The following is a 21997-nucleotide window of genomic DNA, read 5'->3' on the forward strand; positions in this document are numbered from 1 at the left end:
ATTTGATCAGAGGTTTCTTAGAACGTGTGCGAGAGCAGTTCCTCGAGCGCGGCGATGACGTCTTCGTCGTCACTGAGCGGCTGGATCAGCGTCGCCCGGGCGGCCGTTTCCATGGCCATGCCGCCGGCGACCAAGGTGGCGCAGTAGACCAGCAGGCGGGTCGACACGCCTTCCTCGAGATCCTTGCCCTTGAGCTCGCGGATGCGCCGGGCGAGATTGATCAGGCCGGCACAGAGGTCCTTCGACAGGCCGCTCTCGGACGCCACGATTTCGGTTTCCACCTCCGGTGGCGGGAAATCGAAGCTCAGCGCGGCAAAGCGCTGGCGCGTACTCGGCTTGAGCGACTTCAGGACGTGCTGGTAGCCGGGATTGTAGGAGACGACCAGCATGAACTCCGGTGGGGCCTGCAAGACCTCGCCGGTCCGTTCGAGCGGAAGGATGCGGCGGTCGTCGGTGAGCGGGTGCATGACCACCGTGACGTCCTTTCGGGCCTCGACGACCTCGTCGAGGTAACAGATGCCGCCTTCGCGCACGGCGCGGGTGAGCGGACCGTCCACCCACTTCGTTTCTCCGCCGGAGAGCAGGTAGCGGCCGGTCAGATCGGCGGCCGTGAGGTCGTCGTGGCAAGAGACGGTGAACAGCGGTCGCCCGAGTCGGGCGGCCATGTGCGCGACGAAGCGGGTCTTGCCGCAGCCGGTCGGGCCCTTGAGCAGCAGCGGCAGGCCCTGCTTCCAAGCCGCCTCGAAGAACGTACACTCGCCGGCTGTCTCGTGGTACCAGGGCAGTTGCGTCGACGGTCCATTTCTTCGCTCGGGATCACCCATCCGCGATACCGGAAGCCACGTGCGCGTCACCCTTCGGGGTCTGCTCGCGCGGTTTGCCGAGCGTGGCCCACAGGAAGATCAGCGCGCCGATGACGACGACGATGCCGGCACCAAAGCGCATGGCGTAGAACACCCAGATCTGGTCCTGCGTGGCCATGTAGTTCTCGCCCATGACGCGCTGCAGGTGGGTCTGGACCACGCCGGCGAAGGTCAACGTGAAGGTCATGAAGGCCATGCCGCCGGTCATCAGCCAGAAACTCCACATGTTGCGGATCTGGTTGTAGGGCAGCTTGCCTCTGAGCTGCGGCATGGCGTAGGTAATGATCGCCAGGTTGAGCATCACGTAGGCGCCGTAGAAGGCGAGGTGCCCGTGGGCGGCGGTGACCTGCGTGCCGTGGCTGTAGTAGTTGACCCAGGACATGTTGTGCATCAGGCCCCACACGCCGGCGCCAAAGAACGCCATGACGGCACAGCCGAGCGTCCACAGAATCGCCGCCTTGTTGGGATGATTGCGGCTGCCCTGCCAGAACATGTAAAAGGTGAAGACCACCATCGAGAACAGCGGCAGCACCTCGAGCGCGCCGAAGATGTTGCCCAGCGGCTGCCAGTAGGACGGCGTGCCGATCCAGTAGTAATGGTGGCCGGTGCCGAGCAGGCCGGCGAACAGCACCAGGCCGACGATTACATACAGCCATTTCTCGATGATTTCGCGGTCGACGCCGGACATCTTGACCAGCAGGTAGGCCAGCAGGGAAGCCATGATCAGGCCCCACACGCCCTCGACCCAGAGGTGGATGACGTACCACCAGTACATCTTGTCCAGCGACAGGTTGGCCGGGTTGTAGAAGGCGAACAGCCAGAAGATGGCAGCCAGCCAAAGACCGGCCATGAGGATCATGGAAATGGCGGTTCTGCGGCCGGTCATGAGCGTACGGGAGCCGTTGTAGAGAAACATCAAAAACGAGATCGTCAGCAGGATCTTGATCCACATCGGCTGCTCGAGAAACTCGCGGCCTTCATGAATGCCGAACTGATAGCTGATCAGGGCGGCGGCACCGGCGAACACGAAGATGCCCAGCTGGATGTAGGCGATCATCGGGCTGTGCAGCTCGGTTTCCGCCTCCTCGGGCAGCAGGTAATAAGTGGCGCCGAAGAAGCCGATCAACAGCCACACGACGAGGAGGTTGGTGTGGCTCATGCGCATGATATGGAAGGGCATGGCCTCGGCCATGAACTCCGGCCACACGTATACGGCACCGGCGAGCAGGCCGAACAGCACCTGCCCCGCGAACAGCAGCAGGGCGGCAATGAAAAACGGATAGGCGACTTTCTGCGTCTGGTACTTCATTCAGCTCTCCCTCTTATCCCGAAATCGTCGGTGGCCAGCCCTGCGTGTCGATCTCGCTGGTCCAGCGGAAGAAATCGACCAGGGCGTCGAGTTCCTCTTCGCTCAGATGCTTGTAGGAAGGCATCTGACGCCGGCCGGGCACGCCCAGCGGCTGCAGCTGGATCCATGACTTGATTCCCTGGCGGGCGGCCTCCGGATCGTCGGCGCCGCCATAGCGCAGCCACACGTTTCCGAGCTCGGGGGCGAAATAGGCGCCCTCGCCGAGCAGGCTGTGGCAGTTGATGCACGACTCCTTCTCCCACACGTGCTTGCCGAGCTTGACCGACTCGGTCAGCCCTTCGTGATCGGTGGATTCGGTGACGATGTAGTAGTGACTGTGGGCCGTCAGGCCTACAAAAATGATGAAGAAAATAATGGAGCCGCCCAGAAAGATGTTGCGCGCGGCGTTACGGCTGAGACCCTCGATCATTGGACCCTCCTGAAGCCAATGAATGAATGTGATGTTTGAAGTACATCAATTCCATTGTATGGCCCAATCGCGCCCGGTAACAAGAAAAAACGCCAAATAACTCCGCCAGTTACGTAAGCAGTCTCTGATATTCCGGGTGGCGCTCGACCCAGGCAGCCACGTACGGGCAGCGGGCGCGAACCTTGAGATTCTGGTCATCGGCCCAGTCGAGCGCATGCCTTGTCAGCTGTCCGGCAATGCCGCGCCCGCCGACCGCCTTGGGTACGCCGACATGGTTCATGCTCACCGCGTCGTCTTCCATGGTGAAGTCGAGCACGCAGGAATGGCCTTCGATGACGGCCTCGAATCGGCCGGCCTCGCGATCGAGTTTGATATCCAGGTCGCTCATGGCGGGTCTCCTTGGTCGGGGTCAGTAGAGGAAGCGGGTGCGGATGGTGGCGGGGATGGTCTCCAGGCCGCGGATGATGCGGGTGGCATCCTCGGTCTCGGCGTCCATCACCACGTAACCGACGTCCGGCAGGGTCTGCAGGTACTGGGCGACGATATTCACCCCGGCGTCGGAAAACACGCTGTTGATCGCCTGCAGCACGCCCGGCTCGTTGCGGTGGATGTGCAGGATGCGTCTGGCGGTGGCGTGGTCGGGCAGGGCGACTTCCGGGAAGTTGACCGCGCCCATGGTCGAGCCGTTGTCGGAATACCGCACCAGCTTGCCGGCCACGTCGAGGGCGATGTTTTGCTGGGCTTCGCGCGTGGAACCACCGATATGCGGCGTCAGCAGCACGTTGTCCATGCCGCGCAGCTCGCTGACGAATTCTTCGTCCGGCCCGGAGGGCTCGGACGGAAAGACGTCGATGGCCGCGCCGGCGAGATGACTCGTTTTAACCGCCTCGGCGAGGGCCGGGATGTCGACCACCTTGCCGCGGGAGGCATTGATCAGCCGGCTGCCGGTTTTCATTTTCGCGAGTTCGCGCTCACCGATCATGCCGCGGGTCTGCTCGGTGTCGGGCACATGCAGGCTGACGATGTCGGCCTGTTCGAGCACTTCGGTCAGCCCCGAGGCGGCCCGTGCATTGCCCAGCGGCAGTTTGTCGACGATGTCGTGAAAGATCACGTTCATGCCCATACCTTCGGCCAGGATGCCGAGCTGCGAGCCGATGTGGCCGAAGCCGACGATGCCCAGGGTCTTGCCGCGCACTTCGTGCGAGCCACTGGCGGTCTTGAGCCACTGCCCGCGATGGGCGGCCATGTTCTTCTCCGGAATGCCGCGCATCAGCATGATGATCTCGGCCAGCACCAGTTCGGCCACCGAGCGGGTGTTGGCGTAGGGCGCATTGAATACCGGAATGCCGCGCCGGCGGGCGGCATCGACGTCGACCTGGTCGGTGCCGATGCAAAAACACCCGATGGCGGTCAGCTTGTCGGCGGCATCGAGAATCTCTTCGGTAATCTGGCTGCGCGAGCGGATGCCGAGGAAATGGACGCCGGCGAGTGCCTTGCTCAGGGCTGCCGGTTCGAGTGCGCTCGATTCGACCTGCAGATTGGCGTAGCCCGATGACCGAATGCTCTCGACCGCGCGGTCGTGGATGCCTTCGAGCAGCAGGAAGTTGATCTTGTCCTTGGGCAGGGAGTGCTTGGCGCTCATGCGATTGATCCGTTCGGTCTCGGCGGGCTGAAAGAGTGATAATAACGTTATGCCTCGCTTTGATCCGATCGAATCGCTGAACGATGCCGAATCCCTGGCGCACTATGGCCGGGACTGGACGCGCTTCTGGCCCGCCCGGCCCGAGGCGGTGGTATTCCCGCGAAGCACCGATGAAGTCGTGGAGCTGGTTCGCCTGGCCCGCCGCGACGGGCTGAAACTGGTGCCCAGCGGCGGTCGGACCGGCTTGTCGGGGGGCGCCGTGGCCAGCGACGGCGAGATCGTGGTTTCGATGGAGAAGATGCGCGACGTGCTCGAACTCGACCCGACAGAACCGAGCCTGCGCGGCGGGGCCGGGCTGCCGGTGGGGGAACTGCAGCGCCGCGCCGCCGATGCCGGCTTGTACTACCCGGTCGACTGGGCGGCGGCCGACTCCAGCCAGCTCGGCGGCTCCATCGCCACCAATGCCGGCGGCATCCGCGTGCTCCGATACGGCATGACGCGCGACTGGGTGCGTGGATTGACCGTGGTCACGGGCACCGGCGAGGTGCTGGCGCTCAATCGCGGGCTGGTCAAGAACAACACCGGCCTTGATCTGCGCCACCTGATGATCGGCTCCGAAGGCGTGCTCGGCATCATCACCGAGGCGACCGTGGCCCTGACCCAGCCGCCGCCGGAGCAGTCGGTGCTGCTGATCGGCTTTACTGAGCTGGCCGCGATCATGCCGGCATTTGCCGAGCTGCGAGCCGGACTGACGCTTTCGGCATTCGAGTTCTTCGACCGACGTTCGATCGGGTATGTCGCGGGGATGCATGCCGAGACCTTTCCGCTCGACGGCGAGTGCCCGTATTACGCCGTGGTGGAATTCGACGATCCCGGCCAGGCGAGCCAGGAAACAGCGCTGACCCTGTTTGAGCAATTGGCCGAGGCCGGCCATGTCGCCGACGGCACCATCAGTCAGTCGGGCGCGCAGGCCGAGGAACTGTGGCGCTGGCGCGAGGCGATCAGCGAGGCGATCAGTCCGCGCACGCCCTACAAGAACGACCTGTCGGTGCGCGTCTCGCGCGTGCCGGAATTCCTGCAATCATTGGATCGCCTGGTCGGCGAGCACTACCCGGAATTCGAAGTCGTATGGTTCGGCCATATCGGTGACGGTAACCTGCATATGAATGTGCTCCGGCCCGAGGACTGGTCGATCGAGGACTTCCACGCCGCCGGCAAGCAACTGAGCCCGCGGGTTTTCGAGCTGGTGCGTAAGTTCGAGGGCAGCGTCTCGGCCGAACACGGCGTCGGCCTGCTCAAGCGCGAGGACCTGCATTACAGCCGCTCGAAGGCCGAAATCGATCTGATGCGCCAGATCAAGCATGCCTTCGATCCGGACGACATTCTGAATCCCGGGAAAGTCTTCTAAAAGCAACAACCGCGAAGACGCAAAGAACGCGAAGCGATTACGATAAGAGAAGAAAAGATAAACCACGGAAATCACCGAATACACGAAATAAATTGAGAAACAATTTTCTCTTTCCGTGATCTTCCGTGTATTCTGTGGTTTCTTTGTTTTTGATTGTCTTGGCGCTCATTGCGTCTTTGTGGTTAAAGCTTTTGAAGTTCAAGCTGCCGCGCCGCATTGACTACATGTATTCATGCAAAAACTTTCCCGTGCACGGGAAACCCTGCAAGGTCAATAGCTGATGCGGCCGCCATTCGACAGCTTTCATTTTCTCCAGGTCATCTTCGCCGGCGAAGTTCGGCAGGTTTTCAATGGCGGCAAAAAATTCCCGCGAGTACAGCAGGCAATAGGTTCCACTCGGGGGGATGTCGTGTTTGCGGAGCAGGTCTTTGATGTCTGTTTCGGTGAAGCCGGCCAGTTCGAACATTGCCTGGTGTTCAACACTACCACCGGCATAGCCACGATCTCCACGTCTTGCTAGCTGTTCGCACGACTCCTGGTTCAGGTCATGGCCGGAATCAAATAATGTGCTCACCGAAACCACATGTTCACACAGATCAGGACGTTCAAGGATAGCAGCGACATACCTGAAACAGGTTGAACGGAGATAGGATGCTTGTCTGCCTGATGAGGCGATTACGCCGACCGTAATGCTCTCGTCTGATATTAAATAACAAGGCTTCTCGGACCAGAGTTCTGTTGCAAGATGTAGGTACTCATATTCTAAAGGTTGTGGCTCTTTGCCGAACAATACTCGCTCATCCGGGTTGCCTGCCAGACCACAACCGATGATAAACGATGTTAACCACACCGCGGCCATCAAGGCCAACACTCGAGTGAAACTGGAAGAGGGAATGCAACAATGGCGAGCACGAGCTTGCTGTCTAGGCTCGGAACGGGATATGCCGAACATTCGCTCGTGCTCCTGGTAAATACGTCAAGGACGTTGATCGTGCGGAACCACAACCTCGGCAGTTCCCGCGCTCGTTACATTTCCACTTGAACAGCCGACTTCGATCGTGTATCTGCGCCCTTTCTCGGTTCCCAGCCGGCTGGCCCGCAACTCAAGCGTCAAATCACCGGTGATCGCAATATCTGAGGCAGGGTTCCCTTCATTAGCGGAAACTTCAGCTACGGCACAGCCATTGACCGGACTTCCATTGGCGGTGACTGTCAGGTCCACGGGAACCATGCGGTTGGTCGGCGGCCACAGTTCCTCGGGGTTGGCGTCCACATCGACTATCTCCGGTAATGGTGGATCACGCTCCAGAACGCGTACTGAAATGCTGTCCTGAAACGGACCGTTTTGCGCGATCACCGTGGTGAACCCTTCTTCGATCGGGGTGATCTGTCCATCCTCTGATATCGTCGCTACGGAAGGGTTGGAGGATGCGTATACGGTTCCGGTTGAGGAGTCGCTGATATCTCGGTTTATGTCATCGGCATATATGCCGGAAACTGAAATCCGGCGCTGGTTTTCGAACGGGAAGATCGTTGGGTCCGGCGTGGTGATTTCGATTTCCATCAATTCGGCAGGAGCTTCGACCAATAAGGTAATGGCTTCCGAAGCAGCGAAGCCGCCGAGATCGTCGGTTGCGAATGCGGTCATTTCCAGCTCGCCGACGAACTCGAGTGGAATCGTGAATTCAGCGGAGAAAGGGGCTGTGTCCATTCCCTGAGAGTGTACTTCGGTGACCAACAGCACGCGTTGGCTCTCAAAATCAGCGGGTTCATCGACCGTTACAGTGAAGCTTTCACCGGCAACAAATGCAGCTCCGTCCGCTGGGGTGAGAAATTCGACCAAGGGTAATTCGGGCTCGTCATCCGTTGTGGAAATGCCTGAATGTGGATTTGGCGATGCTGTCTGCATGGCGGACGGCGAAGGAAAGTGCCCGTACAACAATCCGTCGGTTTGTGCGTTGAGCAGGCTCACGCCATTTGTCGTCAATATCCGATCGGAATAGCTTTCACTCTTGGTGGCGTTCCAGTGCAGGCTGTCCGGAAACCCTTCGAATATGCTGGTTGCGCCGGGTGGGATGCCGCCAATTTGGCTGTCGCGTCCAACAACCAGATCATGTTCCGGGGTGTCGAATACATCCGACGGACGCAGGCCGAAAAACCAGAGCAGGGGACCGGTCGGTCCGGCTATGGAGCCATCGACAATCGGATCAGTAATGAACTTGCCACCAACGCCCACCATCGCGTGAGAAGGTATCGATGTTGCGGGGAGGGAATTGATTGCGTTGCTGCCAACCGCGAGATCGTCGATTGCGCCGTCGGAAATAGGTTTGCCCAATGAGTCGAAAACCCTCCTTGTGATAAATCGTACAAGCAAATCAGGATTGTCTCGGAGCGCCAGGAGCGCATTGGCCCAGGAAGAGCCAAAGTGCGGTGTGTTCAGGGTGATCAGCCGATTGATCAAAGTGGGTCGGGTGGCCTCGTATACCCGACCGAGGATGCCGCCCATACTGTGGCCGATCACGTCGGCCTGCCGCATGGCCAGACCCTCACCCCTCAGGTCGGTACAGACCTGGGCGAGCCAAGTGTCAAGCATCAGGCGATTGGTTTCGAAATGAGCTGCATTTGTTCCAATGTAATTGGCACGGCGAAATGTTATCGCGCCACTCTCCAGCACAAACGGGTGCGCGAGCAGCGGGGTTTCACTCCAGGCATCTCCGGGGTTAGACCATAGTCCATGTGCGAAAACCACACCCGGCCTCTTTAGCTTTGGCCGCAAAAAGGTCTCAAACGCCGGGTAAGCTCCATCGGGAATGTATTCAGCACGCACGGTTACGAGCCGCTCGGACGATCCTTCGTCTCCGCCGCGGTTAAAATCTTCCGGGACAAGGTAAAGAGTCTGGCCTAGTCCATTGACAACGCTAACCTCGATCTCATCCAGGCGGTCCTCGCTGTCAAAGGACTCAGTGAACCCGCCATCCTCGGGTGCGCTGGAGCCAGATAGCGAGTACTTGACGTGTCCGGGGCCAGGTGTTTGCACAGTGAACAACAGACGGGTGGCTCCATCGGCAACTGCTCCGTCGACCGGCACGGGCGCCGGGGGCGAAACACAGTTGACGAGAACGTCACCTGGATCGGTTTGTGCTGGCGATATGCTTTTTCTCCGCGGCGCCATGTGTATGGAAGCCGCGTCCGCAGAGAGGTCATCGAGAATCACTGCAGAATCCATCAAGTCGTCGCCTTGATCGCGAACCCGAAATTCCAGCGTGATGGGGCCATCGTGCCGGAGAGCCTCACGTACGGTAATCCAATCAGTCATGCCGGATGCGGGCAAACCGTTCCCGAATTCCGTATTGAACTGCCGGGGGTCGGCTGCGAACAGGTCAAATCCAGATCCTTCGGCCGTTGATGCAGAGACCGGATATACGCGGTTGTCTCGGGCAGTGATGCCGACAATTTCCCTGGAACCACCGGAATCGGACAGTGTTGCAGTGAATTGGTCGTTGTAACCGGATTCAGAAAATGCGGGATACTCGGCGGTCATGAATCGAAAACGAAAAGCCACGTGAGTCGCGCTGGCCGGCGGTTCGAGCTCAATGGTTATCGTGGTTTCATCGGACCCAGATAAGTCAGCGCCTGGAGCAGCTTCTGGAGTGCCGGCAATGCCAGTGCTCAGCACTACGAATGTGTTTCCCTCGCGTGGCTGAATAACGCCCAGTTCATCGAACGCCCCAGCCGAGGCCTGAGATCCGTTCGTCCATGCAGCAATAACTTGCTCGGCGGGAACGTCCAAAGCCTCAATGAGAGATGCCGGGTCAATCCTCGGACTCGTCGCAAGAGCTTCGGAGGCTTGGTAAGCTCCACTCTCCGCGATTGCGCGACGTTCTTCCAGCGCGGCTTGCGGCACAGAGCTGGCGTGAACGACTGCGGTGAAGAAAAATGAAAATAACAGGATGATCAAAGGAAAGGGCTGAGATATGCTCATGCTCTGTCTCCCCAGAAATTCGCACAACGCCTAGCCGGCGTTTACCGGCGGGCAACATATCCCTTCCCCGGCACACACTTCGTGCCGCTGATCGCCGAGGCTACTGTCTGAAGCTGAAGAATTCAAGTCTAGGTTTTAGGTGGATATTCAAAGTCGTATGGTTCGGCCATATCGGCGACGGCAACCTGCACATGAACGTGTTGCGGCCCGAGACTTGGTCGATCGAGGACTTCCACGCGGCCGGCAAGCAACTGAGCCCGCGCGTGTTCGAGCTGGTCCGGAAGTTCGAGGGCAGCGTTTCGGCCGAACACGGCGTCGGCCTGCTCAAGCGCGAGGACCTGCATTACAGCCGCTCAAACGCCGAGATCGAATTGATGCGCCAGATCAAGGCCGCCTTCGATCCCGACGGCATCCTCAACCCCGGGAAGGTTTTCTAGCGATAAAAAAGCATTAACCGCGAAGACGCAGCGGGCTTGTGACTCGCTACGCCATGCTATGGTCGACTCAGGCTCCGAAACGATTTGTGGTCCGGTCTCATGGGCTCAATCATTGAATACTTTCTGATTGCGATCGTCGGCATGTTCGTGATCGTCAATCCGCTGACCACGGCCTTTGCCTTTGCGTCACTCACGTCCGAGAGCGACGACGAAGAGCAGGAAGCGATTGCGCGGCGGGCGGTGATTGCCTCGACGGCGATGCTGTTCGTATTCGCCCTGCTGGGGTCGCTCATCTTCCAGTTGTTCGGCATTACCCTGGCCGCCTTCCGCATCGCCGGCGGGATGATCCTGTTCGGCATCGCCATGAACATGCTCAACAAGAGCGAGGCCTCGGATCACGACAAGTCGGAGGCTAGGCCCTCGCGCGCCTTGCTGGCCCAGGACATTGCCATCGTGCCGTTGGCCATTCCCTTCATCAGCGGTCCCGGCGCCATCGCCACCGCCATGATCCTGACGAGCGAAGCGCCGGGCTTCTGGTATTCCATCGTGGTGTTATTCGCGATTGCGGTGACCACGGTATCTTGCTATTTCACGATGGTGTACTCCAACGTCGTGATTCGCTGGATCGGCAACAGCGGCCGACGCATCCTGACCAAGGTGTTCGGTCTGATCCTTGCGGTGATCGCGGTTCAGTTCGTCCTCAACGGTGCGGGTGAAGCGGTCACCAACTATCTTGCCGGACTCGAGGGCGCTGCCGGCGCCGGCTGAATAGCAGAGCACATCATCCCGAACCCCGGCCAGGTCGTTGGTGGTTGGATGAACTAACCGCGAAGACGCAAAGAACGCGAAGAAGTGCGAAAGAAGAAAATCTTGTAACCACGGAAATCACGGAATACACGGAAACCAGGAACCAAAAAAATCGTGACAGCATCAGGGCAATAGAGCTTAAAGTCTTTTTCCCTTCGCGCTCTTCGCGTCTTTGCGGTTAATGCTTTTCAGGCTCAGGCCGCCGCCCGCTCTTCCGGCGCCAGGCGCTCGAGCAGTTCCTCGGCCATGTGGAAGCGATCCTCGACTTCCTCGAACTCGCCCTTGATGCGTAGCTTGTCGTTGTCGGGCAGTTCGAAGGTGTGGGATTCCTTCTGGATCATCTTGAGCAACTCGCCCATGTCGATGTCCGGCTTGGCCTTGAACTCCACGCGGCCGCCGGCGGGGCCGACTTCCAGGCGCTTGATGCCCAGCTTCTTGGCGCGCAGTCGCAGTTCGGCCGTGGCGAACAGGTTCTTGACTTCCGCCGGCAGCAGGCCGAAGCGGTCGATCATCTCCACCTGCAGGTCGTTGAGCTTCTTGTCGGTGTCGGCCTGGCTGATGCGCTTGTAAAGCACCAGGCGCTGGTGCACGTCGGGCAGATAACTGTCCGGGATCATCGCTGTAATGTGCATGTCCACTTCGCTGGTGATCGACATCGGCTCGTCCAGGTCCGGCTCCTCGCCGTTCTTCAAGGCCTCGACGGCGCGGTTGAGCAGGTCGGAGTAGAGCGCGAAGCCGATCGCTTCGATCTGGCCGGACTGATCTTCGCCCAGCAGTTCACCGGCGCCGCGGATCTCGAGATCGTGGCTGGCCAGGGTGAAGCCCGCGCCCAGGTCTTCCAGCGACTGGATGGCCTCCAGCCGCTTTTTGGCATCGCGCGTGAGGACTTTCCAGGGCGGGGTGATCAGGTAGGCGTAGGCGAGGTGATGGGAGCGGCCGACGCGTCCGCGCAGCTGGTGAAGCTGGGCCAGGCCGAATTTGTCGGCGCGGTTGATGATGATGGTGTTGGCCGTGGGTACGTCGATCCCGTTTTCGATGATGCTCGAGCACACCAGCAGGTTGATGCGGCGCGCATAGAAGTCGCGCATGGTCTTTTCCATCTCGCCCGGCGGCATCTGGCCGTGGGCCATGCCGATGCGCGCGTTGGGAAACAGCTCCTCGAGTTCGGCGACCTGCCGCGGCATGGTGCGTACCTCGTTGTGCAGGAAATAGACCTGCCCGCCGCGCTGGAATTCGCGCTGCACGGCATCGCGGATTGTGGGCGTGTCCCACTCGGAAACGAAAGTGCGAACCGCCAGGCGCTTGGCCGGCGGCGTGGCGATGATGGACAGCTCGCGCAGGCCGGCCATCGACATGTTCAGTGTCCGTGGAATGGGTGTGGCGGTGAGCGTGAGCAGGTCGACCTCGGCACGCAGGGCCTTGAGCCGCTCCTTCTGGCGCACGCCGAAGCGCTGTTCTTCGTCGATGACGACCAGGCCGAGATCGCGGAACTTGATGTCCTTCTGCAGCAGGCGATGGGTACCGATGACGATATCGACCGTGCCGTCTTCCAGGCCCTGGACGGTCTTGGCCGCCGAGCCGCCCGAACGCGACAGCAGGCGCACGTTGATCGGCCAGTCGGCGAAGCGATCGGCGAAGTTGCGGTAGTGCTGCTCGGCCAGCAGGGTGGTGGGGGCGAGCATGGCCACCTGGCGGCCGGAGTTCGCGACGACGAAGGCGGCGCGCAGCGCCACCTCGGTCTTGCCGAAGCCGACGTCGCCGCACACCACCCGGTCCATGGGCTCGCTGGAGGCCAGGTCGGCCAGGACGCCGTCGATGGCCGTCTGTTGGTCCTCGGTCTCCTCGTACTCGAAGCCAGCCGCGAAGCGGGCGTAGAGGCCGCGGTCGATCTCGAAGCTCTGACCCTGTCGGGCGGCACGGCGGGCCTGCAGGTTGAGCAGCTCCGCGGCGGCATCGCGCACCTTTTCGGCCGCCTTGCGCCGGGTGCGTGCCCAGCGGTCGGAACCGAGCTTGTGCAGGTCGACGGCCTCGGGGTCGGCCCCGGTATAGCGGCTGACCAGGTGCAGGTCGGTCACCGGCACGTAGAGCTTGTCGCTGCCGGCGTATTCCAGGCACAGGTACTCGGCCGTGGTGTCGCCGGCATCGAGCACTTCCAGGCCCAGGTAGCGGCCGATGCCGTGTTCCAGGTGGACGACCAGCGCGCCGGGCTGGAGGTCGGCCAGGCTCTTGATCATGGTCTCCGGGTCCTGGCCGCTGCGTCGCTCGCGCCCCACGGTCCGCGTATGGCCGGGGAAGAGTTCGCTTTCGGTCAGGATCGTGATCGAGCGATCGCCCAGGCGGCAGCCGCCCGATACCGGCATTTCCACCACCACCAGCGGGTCGTCGCCGCTGACGAAAGCCGACCAGGAATCGAGCAGCTTCGGTTGCAGCCCGCCGGCGCGCAGCGCGTCGCGAATCAGTTCGCGCCGTCCGGCGGTGTCGGCCGCGATCAGCACGCGATCGCGTTCACTCATAGCGCGCAGGTGGCGGGCGGTCTCCTCGGCCTTTTCGTCGAGATCCAGGCTGGGCGCGGGCGCGACTGCGTCGACGGAGGGCTTGCGCCGCGTCACCTTGACGGCGGCATCGTCTTCCATGGTCCGCGTGAGTTCGGTCGCCGGCACGAACAATTCGCCCGGGTCCAGTACGGGACGCTCGATATCGCCGCCGCGCTGGTCGTGACGGTGCTCGACCTCGCGCCAGAATTCGGCGGCCGCCTCCTCGACGCCGGGCAGCAGCACCAGGCGGTGCGGGCTGGGCAGGTAGTCGGTCAGGCTGGCGGTGGATTCGAAAAACAGCGGCAAATACTGCTCGAGCCCCTGGCTGTGATGGCCCTCGCCGACTTCCTGATAGGGCAGGGCGCGCCTGAGGTCGACGTCGAAGCGGTTGCGGAAGGCGCGCCGGAAGGCCTGCCGGCTGTCTTCGTCGAACGGGTACTCGCGCGCCGGAAGCATGTCGATGCGCTCGAGCTTGCCGGTGGAGCGCTGGCTCTCGGCATCGAAGGTGCGGATCGACTCGATCTCGTCGTCGAACAGCTCCAGGCGATAGGGCTCGGGACGGCCCATCGGCCACAGATCCATGACGGCACCGCGCACGGCAAACTGGCCCGGCTGCCAGACCTGTTCGGCTACCTGGTAGCCGGCCGCGTGCAGGCGACCGCGAAAGGCATCGGTGTCGAGTCGCTCCCCGACGGCCAGGTCGAGGCTCTGTCCTTGCACCCAGGCCACCGGAGGCAGGCGCTGCATCAGCGCGGTAATCGGTGCAATGACCACGCCGGAGTCCATTCCCGGCAGGCGCGAGAGCAGGTCCAGGCGCCGCGAGATCAGGTCGGGGTGGGGCGAGTAGAGGTCGTAGGGCAGAATTTCCCAGTCCGGGAACAGCTCCGCATCAACGGTTTCGAGATGATTGATGTCGTCACGCAGGTTGCGTGCGGCGTAGCCGTCCGGTACCGCCACCAGCACCGGCCCGCCCTTGCGCCCGGCATAGGCGGAAATGGCCAGCGCCAGCGGCAGGCTTTCGAGTAGCGGCCAGTCGCTGCGGCCGTCGCCGGCTCGGGGCGGGTTGAATACGGAAAAGCGCTCGGACATGGGTGGTGGCGGCTCGATAAACCGTGCATTTTAGCAAGCGGGAGGGGGACGCCCGGGTGAAGTCGACGCGGGCGGCGGAAGGATTTAGAAAATTAGGGGCAGGGCGCTTGTCGATTTCTGGAACTTCGGGTAGACTTTCCGGCTTGATTCGGAAGGGCGATTAGCTCAGTTGGTTAGAGCGCTGTCTTGACATGGCAGAGGTCGCTGGTTCAAATCCAGCATCGCCCACCATCGAATTTGCCCCAGCCCTTCCTGAGTACGCCGCTTTCGGCGTCGGGCGCTGCTCGGAATCCTCATGTACATTTGAGTACACTGCGGTTCCTGCGCTGCGTCCGCCACCGAAATCGACGCACTCAGAAAGCGCTGGAACAAATTCGAGGCCCAGTGGGAGTTGAGGGAGGTGTCGCGATCCTCATGTGCCATCAAGGCACACGCGCGACGGCTGCGAGCGGGCGCTGCTTGCGCATGAGGCGCAAGGCGCACCCGCTCTCCGCCTGCGCTGCGGTCGCTGCGCTCCGCGCGTCGCCGAAATCGACGCACCCAGAAAGCGCTGGAAAGCATTCGGTTCAGTAGCGAGTCTTGCGGAGTATTCGGAGCGCCGTTAATCGCGTGCTCGCAAACTTCCCGTGCCATCAGGGCAAACGCGTCCCGTTTTTTGCGTGCGCTTCGGCTTATGCGCGGCAGGGTCGATGCGGGTTGGCTCGCTGAAGGCCTCGCCACTGCGTCGAACTGAAGCGGGCCATCCCGTATCGGGCCCCGATCGAAGCCTCCGCATCGGGACGGGATCGGAGCCTTCAATTTTTCGGAATTTGCCCCAATTTTGGGGGCTGACAGGCGGTAGAATTCGCAACCATGGTTCAGATTACGCTTCCAGACGGTAGCCGGAAGGATTTCGATCATCCGGTGACGGTGCATGAGGTGGCCGAGTCGATCGGTCCTGGCCTGGCCAAGGCGGCGCTTGCCGGTGAGGTCGAGGGTCGGCTGGTGGATACCAGCTACAAGATCGATCAGGACGCCGAGTTGCGCATTATCACTTCCCGCGACGAAGAGGGGCTGGAGATGCTTCGGCACTCCACGGCGCATCTTATGGCGCAGGCGGTCCAGCGACTGTTTCCCGACACCCAGGTGACCATCGGACCGGTCATTGACGACGGCTTCTATTACGACTTCGCGCGCGAGGAGCCTTTCCGTCCCGAGGATCTCGAGAAAATCGAGAAAGAGATGGCAAAGATCGTCGCCGAGGACATCGCCGTCGAGCGTTCTGTCATGGAGCGCGATGAGGCGGTCGAGTTCTTCCGCGGCATGGGCGAGGAGTACAAGGCGGAAATCATCGAGGATATTCCCGCCGACGAGACGCTCTCGCTTTATCGTCAGGGTGATTTCATCGACCTGTGCCGTGGCCCGCACGTGCCCTCGACCGGCAAGCTCGGAGCCTTCAAGTTGACCAAGCTGGCCGGTGCCTACTGGCGCGGCAATTCAGACAATGAAATGCTGCAGCGCATCTACGGCACGGCCTGGCCGGACAAGAAGCAGCTCAAGGCCTATCTCAAACGCCTGGAAGAGGCTGAAAAGCGCGATCACCGCAAACTTGGTGCGAGGCTCGATCTCTACCACATCCAGCCCGAGGCCCCGGGCATGGTGTTCTGGCACGACCGAGGCTGGCGCATCTACCTGGCGCTGCAGGACTACATTCGCGGCCGGCTGCGCGAGGCCGATTACGAGGAGATCCACACCCCGTCGATCGTCGACCGCAGCCTGTGGGAAAAGTCCGGGCACTGGGAAAACTTCGGCGACGACATGTTCATCACCTCCTCGGAGGATCGCGTCTACGCGGTGAAGCCGATGAACTGCCCCTGCCATGTGCAGGTGTTCAACCAGGGCCTGAAGAGCTACCGCGACCTGCCGCTGCGCATGGCCGAATTCGGCTCCTGCCATCGCAACGAGCCCTCGGGCGCGCTGCACGGGCTGATGCGGGTACGCAACTTCGTCCAGGACGATGCGCATATTTTCTGCACCGAAGACCAGATTCGCGACGAAGTGCTGGCCTTCAACAAGCTGGTGTTCGACGTCTACAACGATTTCGGTTTCACCGACGTCGTGGTCAAGCTCTCGACGCGGCCGGAAAAGCGTGTGGGCTCCGACGAGGTCTGGGACAAGGCCGAAAAGGCCCTGGCCGAGGCGCTCGAGGCGGCCGACATCGAATACGAGCTGCAGCCGGGCGAGGGCGCGTTCTACGGGCCCAAGATCGAGTTCTCCCTGACCGACTGCATCGGCCGCGTCTGGCAGTGCGGCACCATGCAGGTCGACTTCTCGATGCCCGGACGCCTGGGCGCTGAATATGTCGACGAGGACGGCGAGCGCCGCGCTCCGGTGATGCTGCACCGTGCCATCCTGGGGTCGATCGAGCGTTTCATCGGTGTCCTGATCGAGCATTACGCCGGCGAGCTGCCGTTATGGCTCACGCCCGTGCAGGCGGTGGTGATGAATATCACCGACGCCCAGGCCGACTACGTTCGTGAGGTGACCAAGATCCTGAATCAGCAGGGTTTTCGGGTCGAGTCGGACTTGCGCAACGAGAAGATCGGCTATAAAATCCGCGGCCGCACGCTCGAGAAGATCCCGTATCTGTTGGTGGTGGGTGATCGCGAGGTCGAGAATCGTCAGGTCGCTGTGCGTCTGCGTGACGGCACGGACCTGGGCGCCATGTCGATCGACGATCTGATCAAGCGTTTGTCCACGGAGGTGGCACAGCGCGGCCCGATCACCGATAATTGACGGTTCATTTGCACTGAACGCAGAAAGGAGCAGCACACATCGCAACAGATAAGAAGACCCGACGCAACGAGGACATCACCGCGCGCGAAGTGCGCGTCGTAGGTTCCGAAGGCGATCAGATCGGGGTGATGGCGATCAGGGATGCGCTGGCCCGTGCCGAGGAAGAGGGCATGGACCTGGTGGAAATCGCGCCGCAGGCCGAGCCACCCGTCTGCCGCATCATGGACTGGGGCAAGTACCGCTTCGAGCAGTCCAAGAAAGCGCAGGCAGCACGCAAGAAGCAGAAACAGGTTCAGATCAAGGAAGTGAAGTTCCGCCCCGGAACCGATGACCATGACTACGACGTCAAGATGCGCAACCTGCGCCGGTTCATCGAAGAGGGCGACAAGGTCAAGGTGACCCTTCGCTTCCGTGGTCGCGAAATGGCCCACCAGGAGCTCGGTCTCGAGATCCTCCAGCGGGTCGAAAAGGACATGGCCGAGGAAACGGTCGTGGAGCAGCGTCCGCGCATGGAAGGGCGGCAGATGGTCATGATGCTGTCGCCCAAGAAGACATCCTGAAAAGGAAGACTTCCCAGAGAGGCGGACGCTGAACGAACCGGCAGCAGAAGCTGTCGGATACAACTAGCCGGAATGCAGCTCGCAAGCGTTGCCCGGACGGCCCGGGTAACCGCTGCACGAAGGTAAAACAAGGAGAGAAGACAATGCCGAAGATGAAGAGCAACCGGGGCGCGGCCAAGCGCTTCAGTGCCACGGGCAGCGGGCGCATCAAGCGCAAGCGTGCCAACCACAGCCATATCCTCACCAAGAAGGACACCAAGCGCAAGCGCCGCTTGCGGTCCACCACCCTCGTCGATCGTGCGGAAGAAAAAGCCGTGCGTCAGATGCTGCCGAAACTTTAAGGGAGAGCGATCATGGCAAGAGTCAAACGTGGAGTAGTCGCCCGTCGTCGTCACCGCAAGGTGCTCAGCCGGGCCAAAGGTTATTACGGCGCCCGCCGCAAGGTCTATCGCGTCGCCAAGCAGGCCGTCATCAAGGCCGGTCAGTACAGCTACCGCGACCGCCGCCAGCGCAAGCGCGATTTCCGCAGCCTGTGGATCCAGCGCATCAATGCGGCCGCCCGCGAGCACGGCCTGTCCTACAGCCGGTTCATCAACGGCCTCAAGCGAGCCGACGTCGCCATCGACCGCAAGGTGTTGGCTGACCTGGCCGTTCACGACAAGGCCGCCTTCAAGGCGCTGGCCGAGAAAGCTCAGTCCAGCCTGGGCTGAGCATGGACACGCCGGCATCGCAGAGCCTGCTCGAGGACGCCCTCGAGCAGGTTGCCTCAGCCGACAACGAGCGAAGCCTGGACGAAGTCCGGGTTCGGTTTCTCGGCAAGAAGGGGGCGCTCACCGCGCAGCTCAAGGAGTTGGGCCAGCTTCCGCCCGAGCAGCGGCGCGAGGCGGGCCAGGAAATCAATCGCGCCAAGCAGACGCTCGAGCGGGCCATCACCGAACGCGGTGAGTTGCTCTCCCGCGAGCGGCTGAATGCACGGCTCACCGAGGAGACCATCGACGTCACCCTGCCTGGACGGGCTGTCGATCCCGGCGGCGCCCATCCGGTCAACCGGGCGCTCGATCGCCTGCTCGACATCTTCCAGCGGCTGGGGTTCGAGGTGGCGACGGGGCCGGAAGTCGAGGACGACTACTACAACTTCGAGGCGCTGAATTTTCCGCCGCATCACCCGGCGCGGGCAATGCACGATACCTTCTACCTGCCCGACGGCCGCTTGCTGCGAACGCATACCTCGCCGGTTCAGATCCGCGTCATGAAGGAACGCGGTGCGCCGGTCCGGATCGTCGCGCCGGGCCGCGTGTTCAGGTCGGATTCGGATCAGACGCATACGCCCCAGTTCCATCAGGTCGAAGGCCTGCTGGTCGACCGCGATGTGACCTTCGCCGACCTCAAGGGCATGCTGTCGGACTTCGTCAACGCCTTTTTCGAGGACGACCTCGAGATGCGGCTGCGCCCGTCCTATTTCCCCTTTACCGAGCCCTCGGCCGAGGTCGACGTGCGCTGGCGCAATCCCGACGGCACCACCGGGGACTGGCTGGAGGTGCTCGGCTGCGGCATGGTGCATCCGAACGTGCTCATAAACTGCGGTGTCGATCCCGAGGAATACACTGGCTATGCCTTCGGCCTGGGCGTTGAACGCTTCGCCATGCTGCGTTACCGGGTCGACGACCTGCGCCTGTTTTTCGACAACGACCTGCGCTTCCTGCGCCAGTTCCGCTAACCCGGGAAAGCCGAGGTAATTTCATGAAGATCAGTCACCGCTGGCTCGGCGAATGGGTGGATTCCGGCCTCGACGCCGAAGAAATCGCCAGGCGCTTCACCCTTGCCGGGCTGGAAGTCGATTCCATTGAACCCGTCGCCCCGCCGCTCGACGGCGTGGTCGTAAGCGAGATCGTGTCGGTCGAGCCGCATCCCGATGCCGATCGCCTTCGTGTATGCCGGGTGGCCGGCGACAGCGAGGAGCGCACCATCGTTTGCGGTGCGCCCAACGCGCGCGAGGGCCTGAAGGCGCCGCTGGCCACACTGGGTACGACGCTGCCCGGCGGCATGAAGATCAAGCCGGCGAAACTGCGCGGCGTGGGTTCGGAGGGCATGCTCTGCTCCGAACCCGAGCTGGGCCTGGGTGAAGACGCCGACGGCCTGATGGAACTGCCGGCCGACGCGCCCGTGGGCGAACCCTTGGCCGGTTTCCTGGGGTTGGACGACCAGGTCATCGAAATCGACCTCACGCCCAATCGCGCCGACTGTCTCTCCCTTCGCGGCCTGGCACGCGAGCTTTCGGCCATTACCGAAAAGCCGGTTGTCTCGTCGAAGATCGAAGCGGTGCCTGCCGCTACCGAGCGCGGTATCGATATCGAACTCGACAGCCCCGAAGACTGCCCTTGCTATGTCGGCCGGGTGATCGAGGGTGTCGACGTTGCGGCGGCCACGCCGCTGTGGATGGTCGAGCGCCTGCGCCGATCCGGGATTCGCAGTCTGGGTCCCATCGTCGACGTCACCAACTACGTGCTGCTGGAACTCGGTCAGCCCATGCATGCCTTCGACCTGGACAGGATCCAGGGCGGGATCCGTGTACGCCGCGCGAACAAGGGCGAGAAGATCACGCTGCTCGACGGGCAGGAAATCGAGCCTGACGAGGACATGCTGCTGATCGCCGATCACGATCGACCACTGGCCATCGCGGGCGTCATGGGCGGACAGGATTCTGCCGTCGACGACGACACCCGCGACGTCCTGCTCGAGTCGGCCTGGTTCAATCCGGCCACGATCAGCGGACGTGCCCGGCGCCTCGGCCTTTCGACCGAGTCGGCACATCGCTTCGAGCGGGGCGTCGACCCGGCACTTCAGCGCGTTGCCGTCGAGCGTGCCACGCAATTGATCCTCGACATCGCCGGCGGCCGGCCCGGGCCCGTGCTCGAAGCGAAGGATGACGAATACCTTCCGCGCGCTTCCCGAGTGACCCTGCGCCTGCAGCGGCTCAACCGGGTGCTCGGCGCCGAGCTCGACGCGGAATCGGTCGAAGCAATTCTCCGACGGCTGGGTATGGAAGTCAGTCGTGGCGACGGCGATGATTTCGAGGTGGTGGCGCCCACCGCGCGGCGCGATATCGAAATCGAGGCCGACCTGATCGAGGAAGTCGCCCGCATATACGGCTATGATCGCCTGCCGATTCGTCATCCCGGCGGCGAGATCGTGGTCAAGGCGCCGCACGAGGCGCGCACCAGTGAGCGGGCGCTGCGGCAACAGCTCGCCGCCCGCGGTTTCCAGGAAGTCATGGCCTGGAGCTTCGTCAGCCAGGGCGAACTGGATGCGCTGTCGATGGGTGAGGGCGCACAGGCACTGGCGAACCCGCTCAGCCGTGAAATGGCGGTGCTTCGAACCAGTTTGCTGCCCGGTCTGCTGGGCGTTGCCGGTCGAAACCTGCGCCGTCAGATACACTCCTTCCGCCTGTTCGAGACCGGTCACTGTTTCCGCAATGACCAGGACTCGTTCGAGGAGTCCTGGCGTCTTGGCCTGCTGATGACCGGGGACATCCGTCCCCAGCATTTCAGCGGCAAGCCACGTGCGACCGATTACTTTGACCTCAAGGGCGAGGTTGAACATTTGCTCGCCTACAATGCCATCGACGGCAAGATCGGTTTCGAGCGTGTCGAGCTGCCCTGGCTGCATCCCGGGCAGTCCGCCCGTTTGCTGATCGACGGTAAGCCCGTGGGCTGGCTCGGCCAGCTGCATCCGGCGCAGGCCGATGGGCTCGAACTCGAGCAGGCGGTCTTCGTGGCCGAGTTCGACGGCCAGAGCATCACCGCCCGCCGCCTGCCGGAACACCGCGACAGCGGGCGCTTCCCGGCCGTTCGCCGGGACATTGCCATCGTGGTGTCCGACGAGCACCCTGCCGCGAGGCTGATCGAGGCGGTGCGCGAATCGGCCGGCGGATTACTCGAGGATTGCGTCATTTTTGACCAGTATCGGGGGGAAGGGATCGAAAAGGGCTTCAGAAGTCTTGCTATGGGCTTGATTTTGCGCGATGTTTCGCGCACCCTTAAGGATCGTGAGGTCGATGCGCTGCTCGAGACGGTGCTGGCCGATCTCGAGAAACGCTTCGGTGCAAAATTGAGAGGTTGAAAA

General features: G+C 61.9%; 17 protein-coding genes and 1 tRNA gene. 10 read left to right on the forward strand and 8 right to left on the reverse strand.

The window, feature by feature from the left end; translation table 11 throughout:
• Positions 1–17: 17 nt before the first annotated feature.
• From ACDC66_RS04075 to serA, 5 genes are all read right to left on the reverse strand, one after another.
• A complete protein-coding gene (locus ACDC66_RS04075) occupies positions 18–824 on the reverse strand; it encodes a CbbQ/NirQ/NorQ/GpvN family protein (RefSeq protein WP_376695397.1) in 807 nt (268 codons plus the stop codon).
• Entirely contained in the window at positions 817–2172 is a 1356-nt protein-coding gene (locus tag ACDC66_RS04080; protein ID WP_376695398.1) for a cbb3-type cytochrome c oxidase subunit I, read from the reverse strand. The genes ACDC66_RS04075 and ACDC66_RS04080 overlap by 8 nt, the downstream gene beginning before the upstream one ends.
• Before the next feature lie 13 nt (positions 2173–2185).
• Complete coding sequence (locus ACDC66_RS04085; protein WP_376695399.1) at positions 2186–2641, reverse strand: c-type cytochrome; 456 nt, start codon at positions 2639–2641, stop codon at positions 2186–2188.
• 109 nt (positions 2642–2750) lie between these two features.
• Positions 2751–3029, reverse strand: coding sequence for a GNAT family N-acetyltransferase (locus ACDC66_RS04090; protein ID WP_376695400.1), 279 nt, complete (start codon positions 3027–3029; stop codon positions 2751–2753).
• A gap of 21 nt (positions 3030–3050) precedes the next feature.
• Positions 3051–4283 (reverse strand): phosphoglycerate dehydrogenase, encoded by a 1233-nt coding sequence (gene serA, locus ACDC66_RS04095; RefSeq protein ID WP_376695401.1) that lies wholly within the window; start codon positions 4281–4283, stop codon positions 3051–3053.
• 49 nt (positions 4284–4332) lie between these two features.
• On the opposite strand from serA, the gene ACDC66_RS04100 reads away from it, so the two are divergent.
• On the forward strand, positions 4333–5691 hold the full coding sequence (locus ACDC66_RS04100) for an FAD-binding oxidoreductase (protein WP_376695402.1): 1359 nt from the start codon (positions 4333–4335) through the stop codon (positions 5689–5691).
• 220 nt (positions 5692–5911) lie between these two features.
• Here the strand turns inward: ACDC66_RS04100 and ACDC66_RS04105 are convergent, their stop codons facing one another.
• Entirely contained in the window at positions 5912–6643 is a 732-nt protein-coding gene (locus ACDC66_RS04105) for a hypothetical protein (RefSeq protein ID WP_376695403.1), read from the reverse strand.
• 24 nt (positions 6644–6667) lie between these two features.
• Positions 6668–9673, reverse strand: a complete 3006-nt coding sequence (locus ACDC66_RS04110; RefSeq protein WP_376695404.1) for an alpha/beta fold hydrolase — start codon at positions 9671–9673, stop codon at positions 6668–6670.
• 113 nt (positions 9674–9786) lie between these two features.
• On the opposite strand from ACDC66_RS04110, the gene ACDC66_RS04115 reads away from it, so the two are divergent.
• The gene (locus ACDC66_RS04115) at positions 9787–10110 is read left to right on the forward strand and encodes an FAD-linked oxidase C-terminal domain-containing protein (protein ID WP_376695507.1); all 324 of its coding nucleotides are present in this window, start codon (positions 9787–9789) and stop codon (positions 10108–10110) included.
• A gap of 99 nt (positions 10111–10209) precedes the next feature.
• Complete coding sequence (locus ACDC66_RS04120) at positions 10210–10878, forward strand: MarC family protein (RefSeq protein WP_376695405.1); 669 nt, start codon at positions 10210–10212, stop codon at positions 10876–10878.
• A 233-nt stretch (positions 10879–11111) separates the two neighbouring features.
• Here the strand turns inward: ACDC66_RS04120 and mfd are convergent, their stop codons facing one another.
• Positions 11112–14540: a transcription-repair coupling factor gene (gene mfd / locus ACDC66_RS04125; protein ID WP_376695406.1), complete on the reverse strand. Its 3429-nt coding sequence runs from the start codon at positions 14538–14540 to the stop codon at positions 11112–11114.
• A gap of 154 nt (positions 14541–14694) precedes the next feature.
• On the opposite strand from mfd, the gene ACDC66_RS04130 reads away from it, so the two are divergent.
• The 7 genes from ACDC66_RS04130 to pheT all read left to right on the forward strand — a co-directional run bounded on the left by ACDC66_RS04130 (position 14695) and on the right by pheT (position 21994).
• Positions 14695–14771 (forward strand) — tRNA-Val (locus tag ACDC66_RS04130).
• A gap of 621 nt (positions 14772–15392) precedes the next feature.
• Positions 15393–17315, forward strand: coding sequence for a threonine--tRNA ligase (thrS, locus tag ACDC66_RS04135; RefSeq protein ID WP_376695407.1), 1923 nt, complete (start codon positions 15393–15395; stop codon positions 17313–17315).
• A gap of 38 nt (positions 17316–17353) precedes the next feature.
• Positions 17354–17875 carry a translation initiation factor IF-3 gene (gene infC, locus ACDC66_RS04140; protein ID WP_376695508.1) on the forward strand — a complete coding sequence of 174 codons (522 nt, stop codon included), beginning with the start codon at positions 17354–17356 and terminating at the stop codon, positions 17873–17875.
• 143 nt (positions 17876–18018) lie between these two features.
• Positions 18019–18216: a 50S ribosomal protein L35 gene (gene rpmI, locus ACDC66_RS04145; protein WP_376695408.1), complete on the forward strand. Its 198-nt coding sequence runs from the start codon at positions 18019–18021 to the stop codon at positions 18214–18216.
• Between the two features lie 12 nt (positions 18217–18228).
• Entirely contained in the window at positions 18229–18585 is a 357-nt protein-coding gene (gene rplT / locus ACDC66_RS04150) for a 50S ribosomal protein L20 (RefSeq protein WP_376695409.1), read from the forward strand.
• Positions 18586–18587: 2 nt separating this feature from the next.
• On the forward strand, positions 18588–19592 hold the full coding sequence (gene pheS / locus ACDC66_RS04155) for a phenylalanine--tRNA ligase subunit alpha (RefSeq protein ID WP_376695410.1): 1005 nt from the start codon (positions 18588–18590) through the stop codon (positions 19590–19592).
• 23 nt (positions 19593–19615) lie between these two features.
• Positions 19616–21994, forward strand: a complete 2379-nt coding sequence (gene pheT, locus ACDC66_RS04160) for a phenylalanine--tRNA ligase subunit beta (protein ID WP_376695411.1) — start codon at positions 19616–19618, stop codon at positions 21992–21994.
• Positions 21995–21997: the final 3 nt, after the last annotated feature.

This window comes from Wenzhouxiangella psychrophila (assembly GCF_042310375.1).
GTDB lineage: Bacteria > Pseudomonadota > Gammaproteobacteria > Xanthomonadales > Wenzhouxiangellaceae > Wenzhouxiangella.

Excerpts from the sequence above, each read along its gene's own strand:
- ACDC66_RS04075 (WP_376695397.1), bottom strand. The coding sequence starts at position 824 with ATGGGTGATCCCGAGCGAAGAAATGGACCGTCGACGCAACTGCCCTGG.
- ACDC66_RS04080 (WP_376695398.1), bottom strand. The coding sequence starts at position 2,172 with ATGAAGTACCAGACGCAGAAAGTCGCCTATCCGTTTTTCATTGCCGCC.
- ACDC66_RS04085 (WP_376695399.1), bottom strand. The coding sequence starts at position 2,641 with ATGATCGAGGGTCTCAGCCGTAACGCCGCGCGCAACATCTTTCTGGGC.
- ACDC66_RS04090 (WP_376695400.1), bottom strand. The coding sequence starts at position 3,029 with ATGAGCGACCTGGATATCAAACTCGATCGCGAGGCCGGCCGATTCGAG.
- serA (WP_376695401.1), bottom strand. The coding sequence starts at position 4,283 with ATGAGCGCCAAGCACTCCCTGCCCAAGGACAAGATCAACTTCCTGCTG.
- ACDC66_RS04100 (WP_376695402.1), top strand. The coding sequence starts at position 4,333 with ATGCCTCGCTTTGATCCGATCGAATCGCTGAACGATGCCGAATCCCTG.
- ACDC66_RS04105 (WP_376695403.1), bottom strand. The coding sequence starts at position 6,643 with ATGTTCGGCATATCCCGTTCCGAGCCTAGACAGCAAGCTCGTGCTCGC.
- ACDC66_RS04110 (WP_376695404.1), bottom strand. The coding sequence starts at position 9,673 with ATGAGCATATCTCAGCCCTTTCCTTTGATCATCCTGTTATTTTCATTT.
- ACDC66_RS04120 (WP_376695405.1), top strand. The coding sequence starts at position 10,210 with ATGGGCTCAATCATTGAATACTTTCTGATTGCGATCGTCGGCATGTTC.
- mfd (WP_376695406.1), bottom strand. The coding sequence starts at position 14,540 with ATGTCCGAGCGCTTTTCCGTATTCAACCCGCCCCGAGCCGGCGACGGC.
- thrS (WP_376695407.1), top strand. The coding sequence starts at position 15,393 with ATGGTTCAGATTACGCTTCCAGACGGTAGCCGGAAGGATTTCGATCAT.
- rpmI (WP_376695408.1), top strand. The coding sequence starts at position 18,019 with ATGCCGAAGATGAAGAGCAACCGGGGCGCGGCCAAGCGCTTCAGTGCC.
- rplT (WP_376695409.1), top strand. The coding sequence starts at position 18,229 with ATGGCAAGAGTCAAACGTGGAGTAGTCGCCCGTCGTCGTCACCGCAAG.
- pheS (WP_376695410.1), top strand. The coding sequence starts at position 18,588 with ATGGACACGCCGGCATCGCAGAGCCTGCTCGAGGACGCCCTCGAGCAG.
- pheT (WP_376695411.1), top strand. The coding sequence starts at position 19,616 with ATGAAGATCAGTCACCGCTGGCTCGGCGAATGGGTGGATTCCGGCCTC.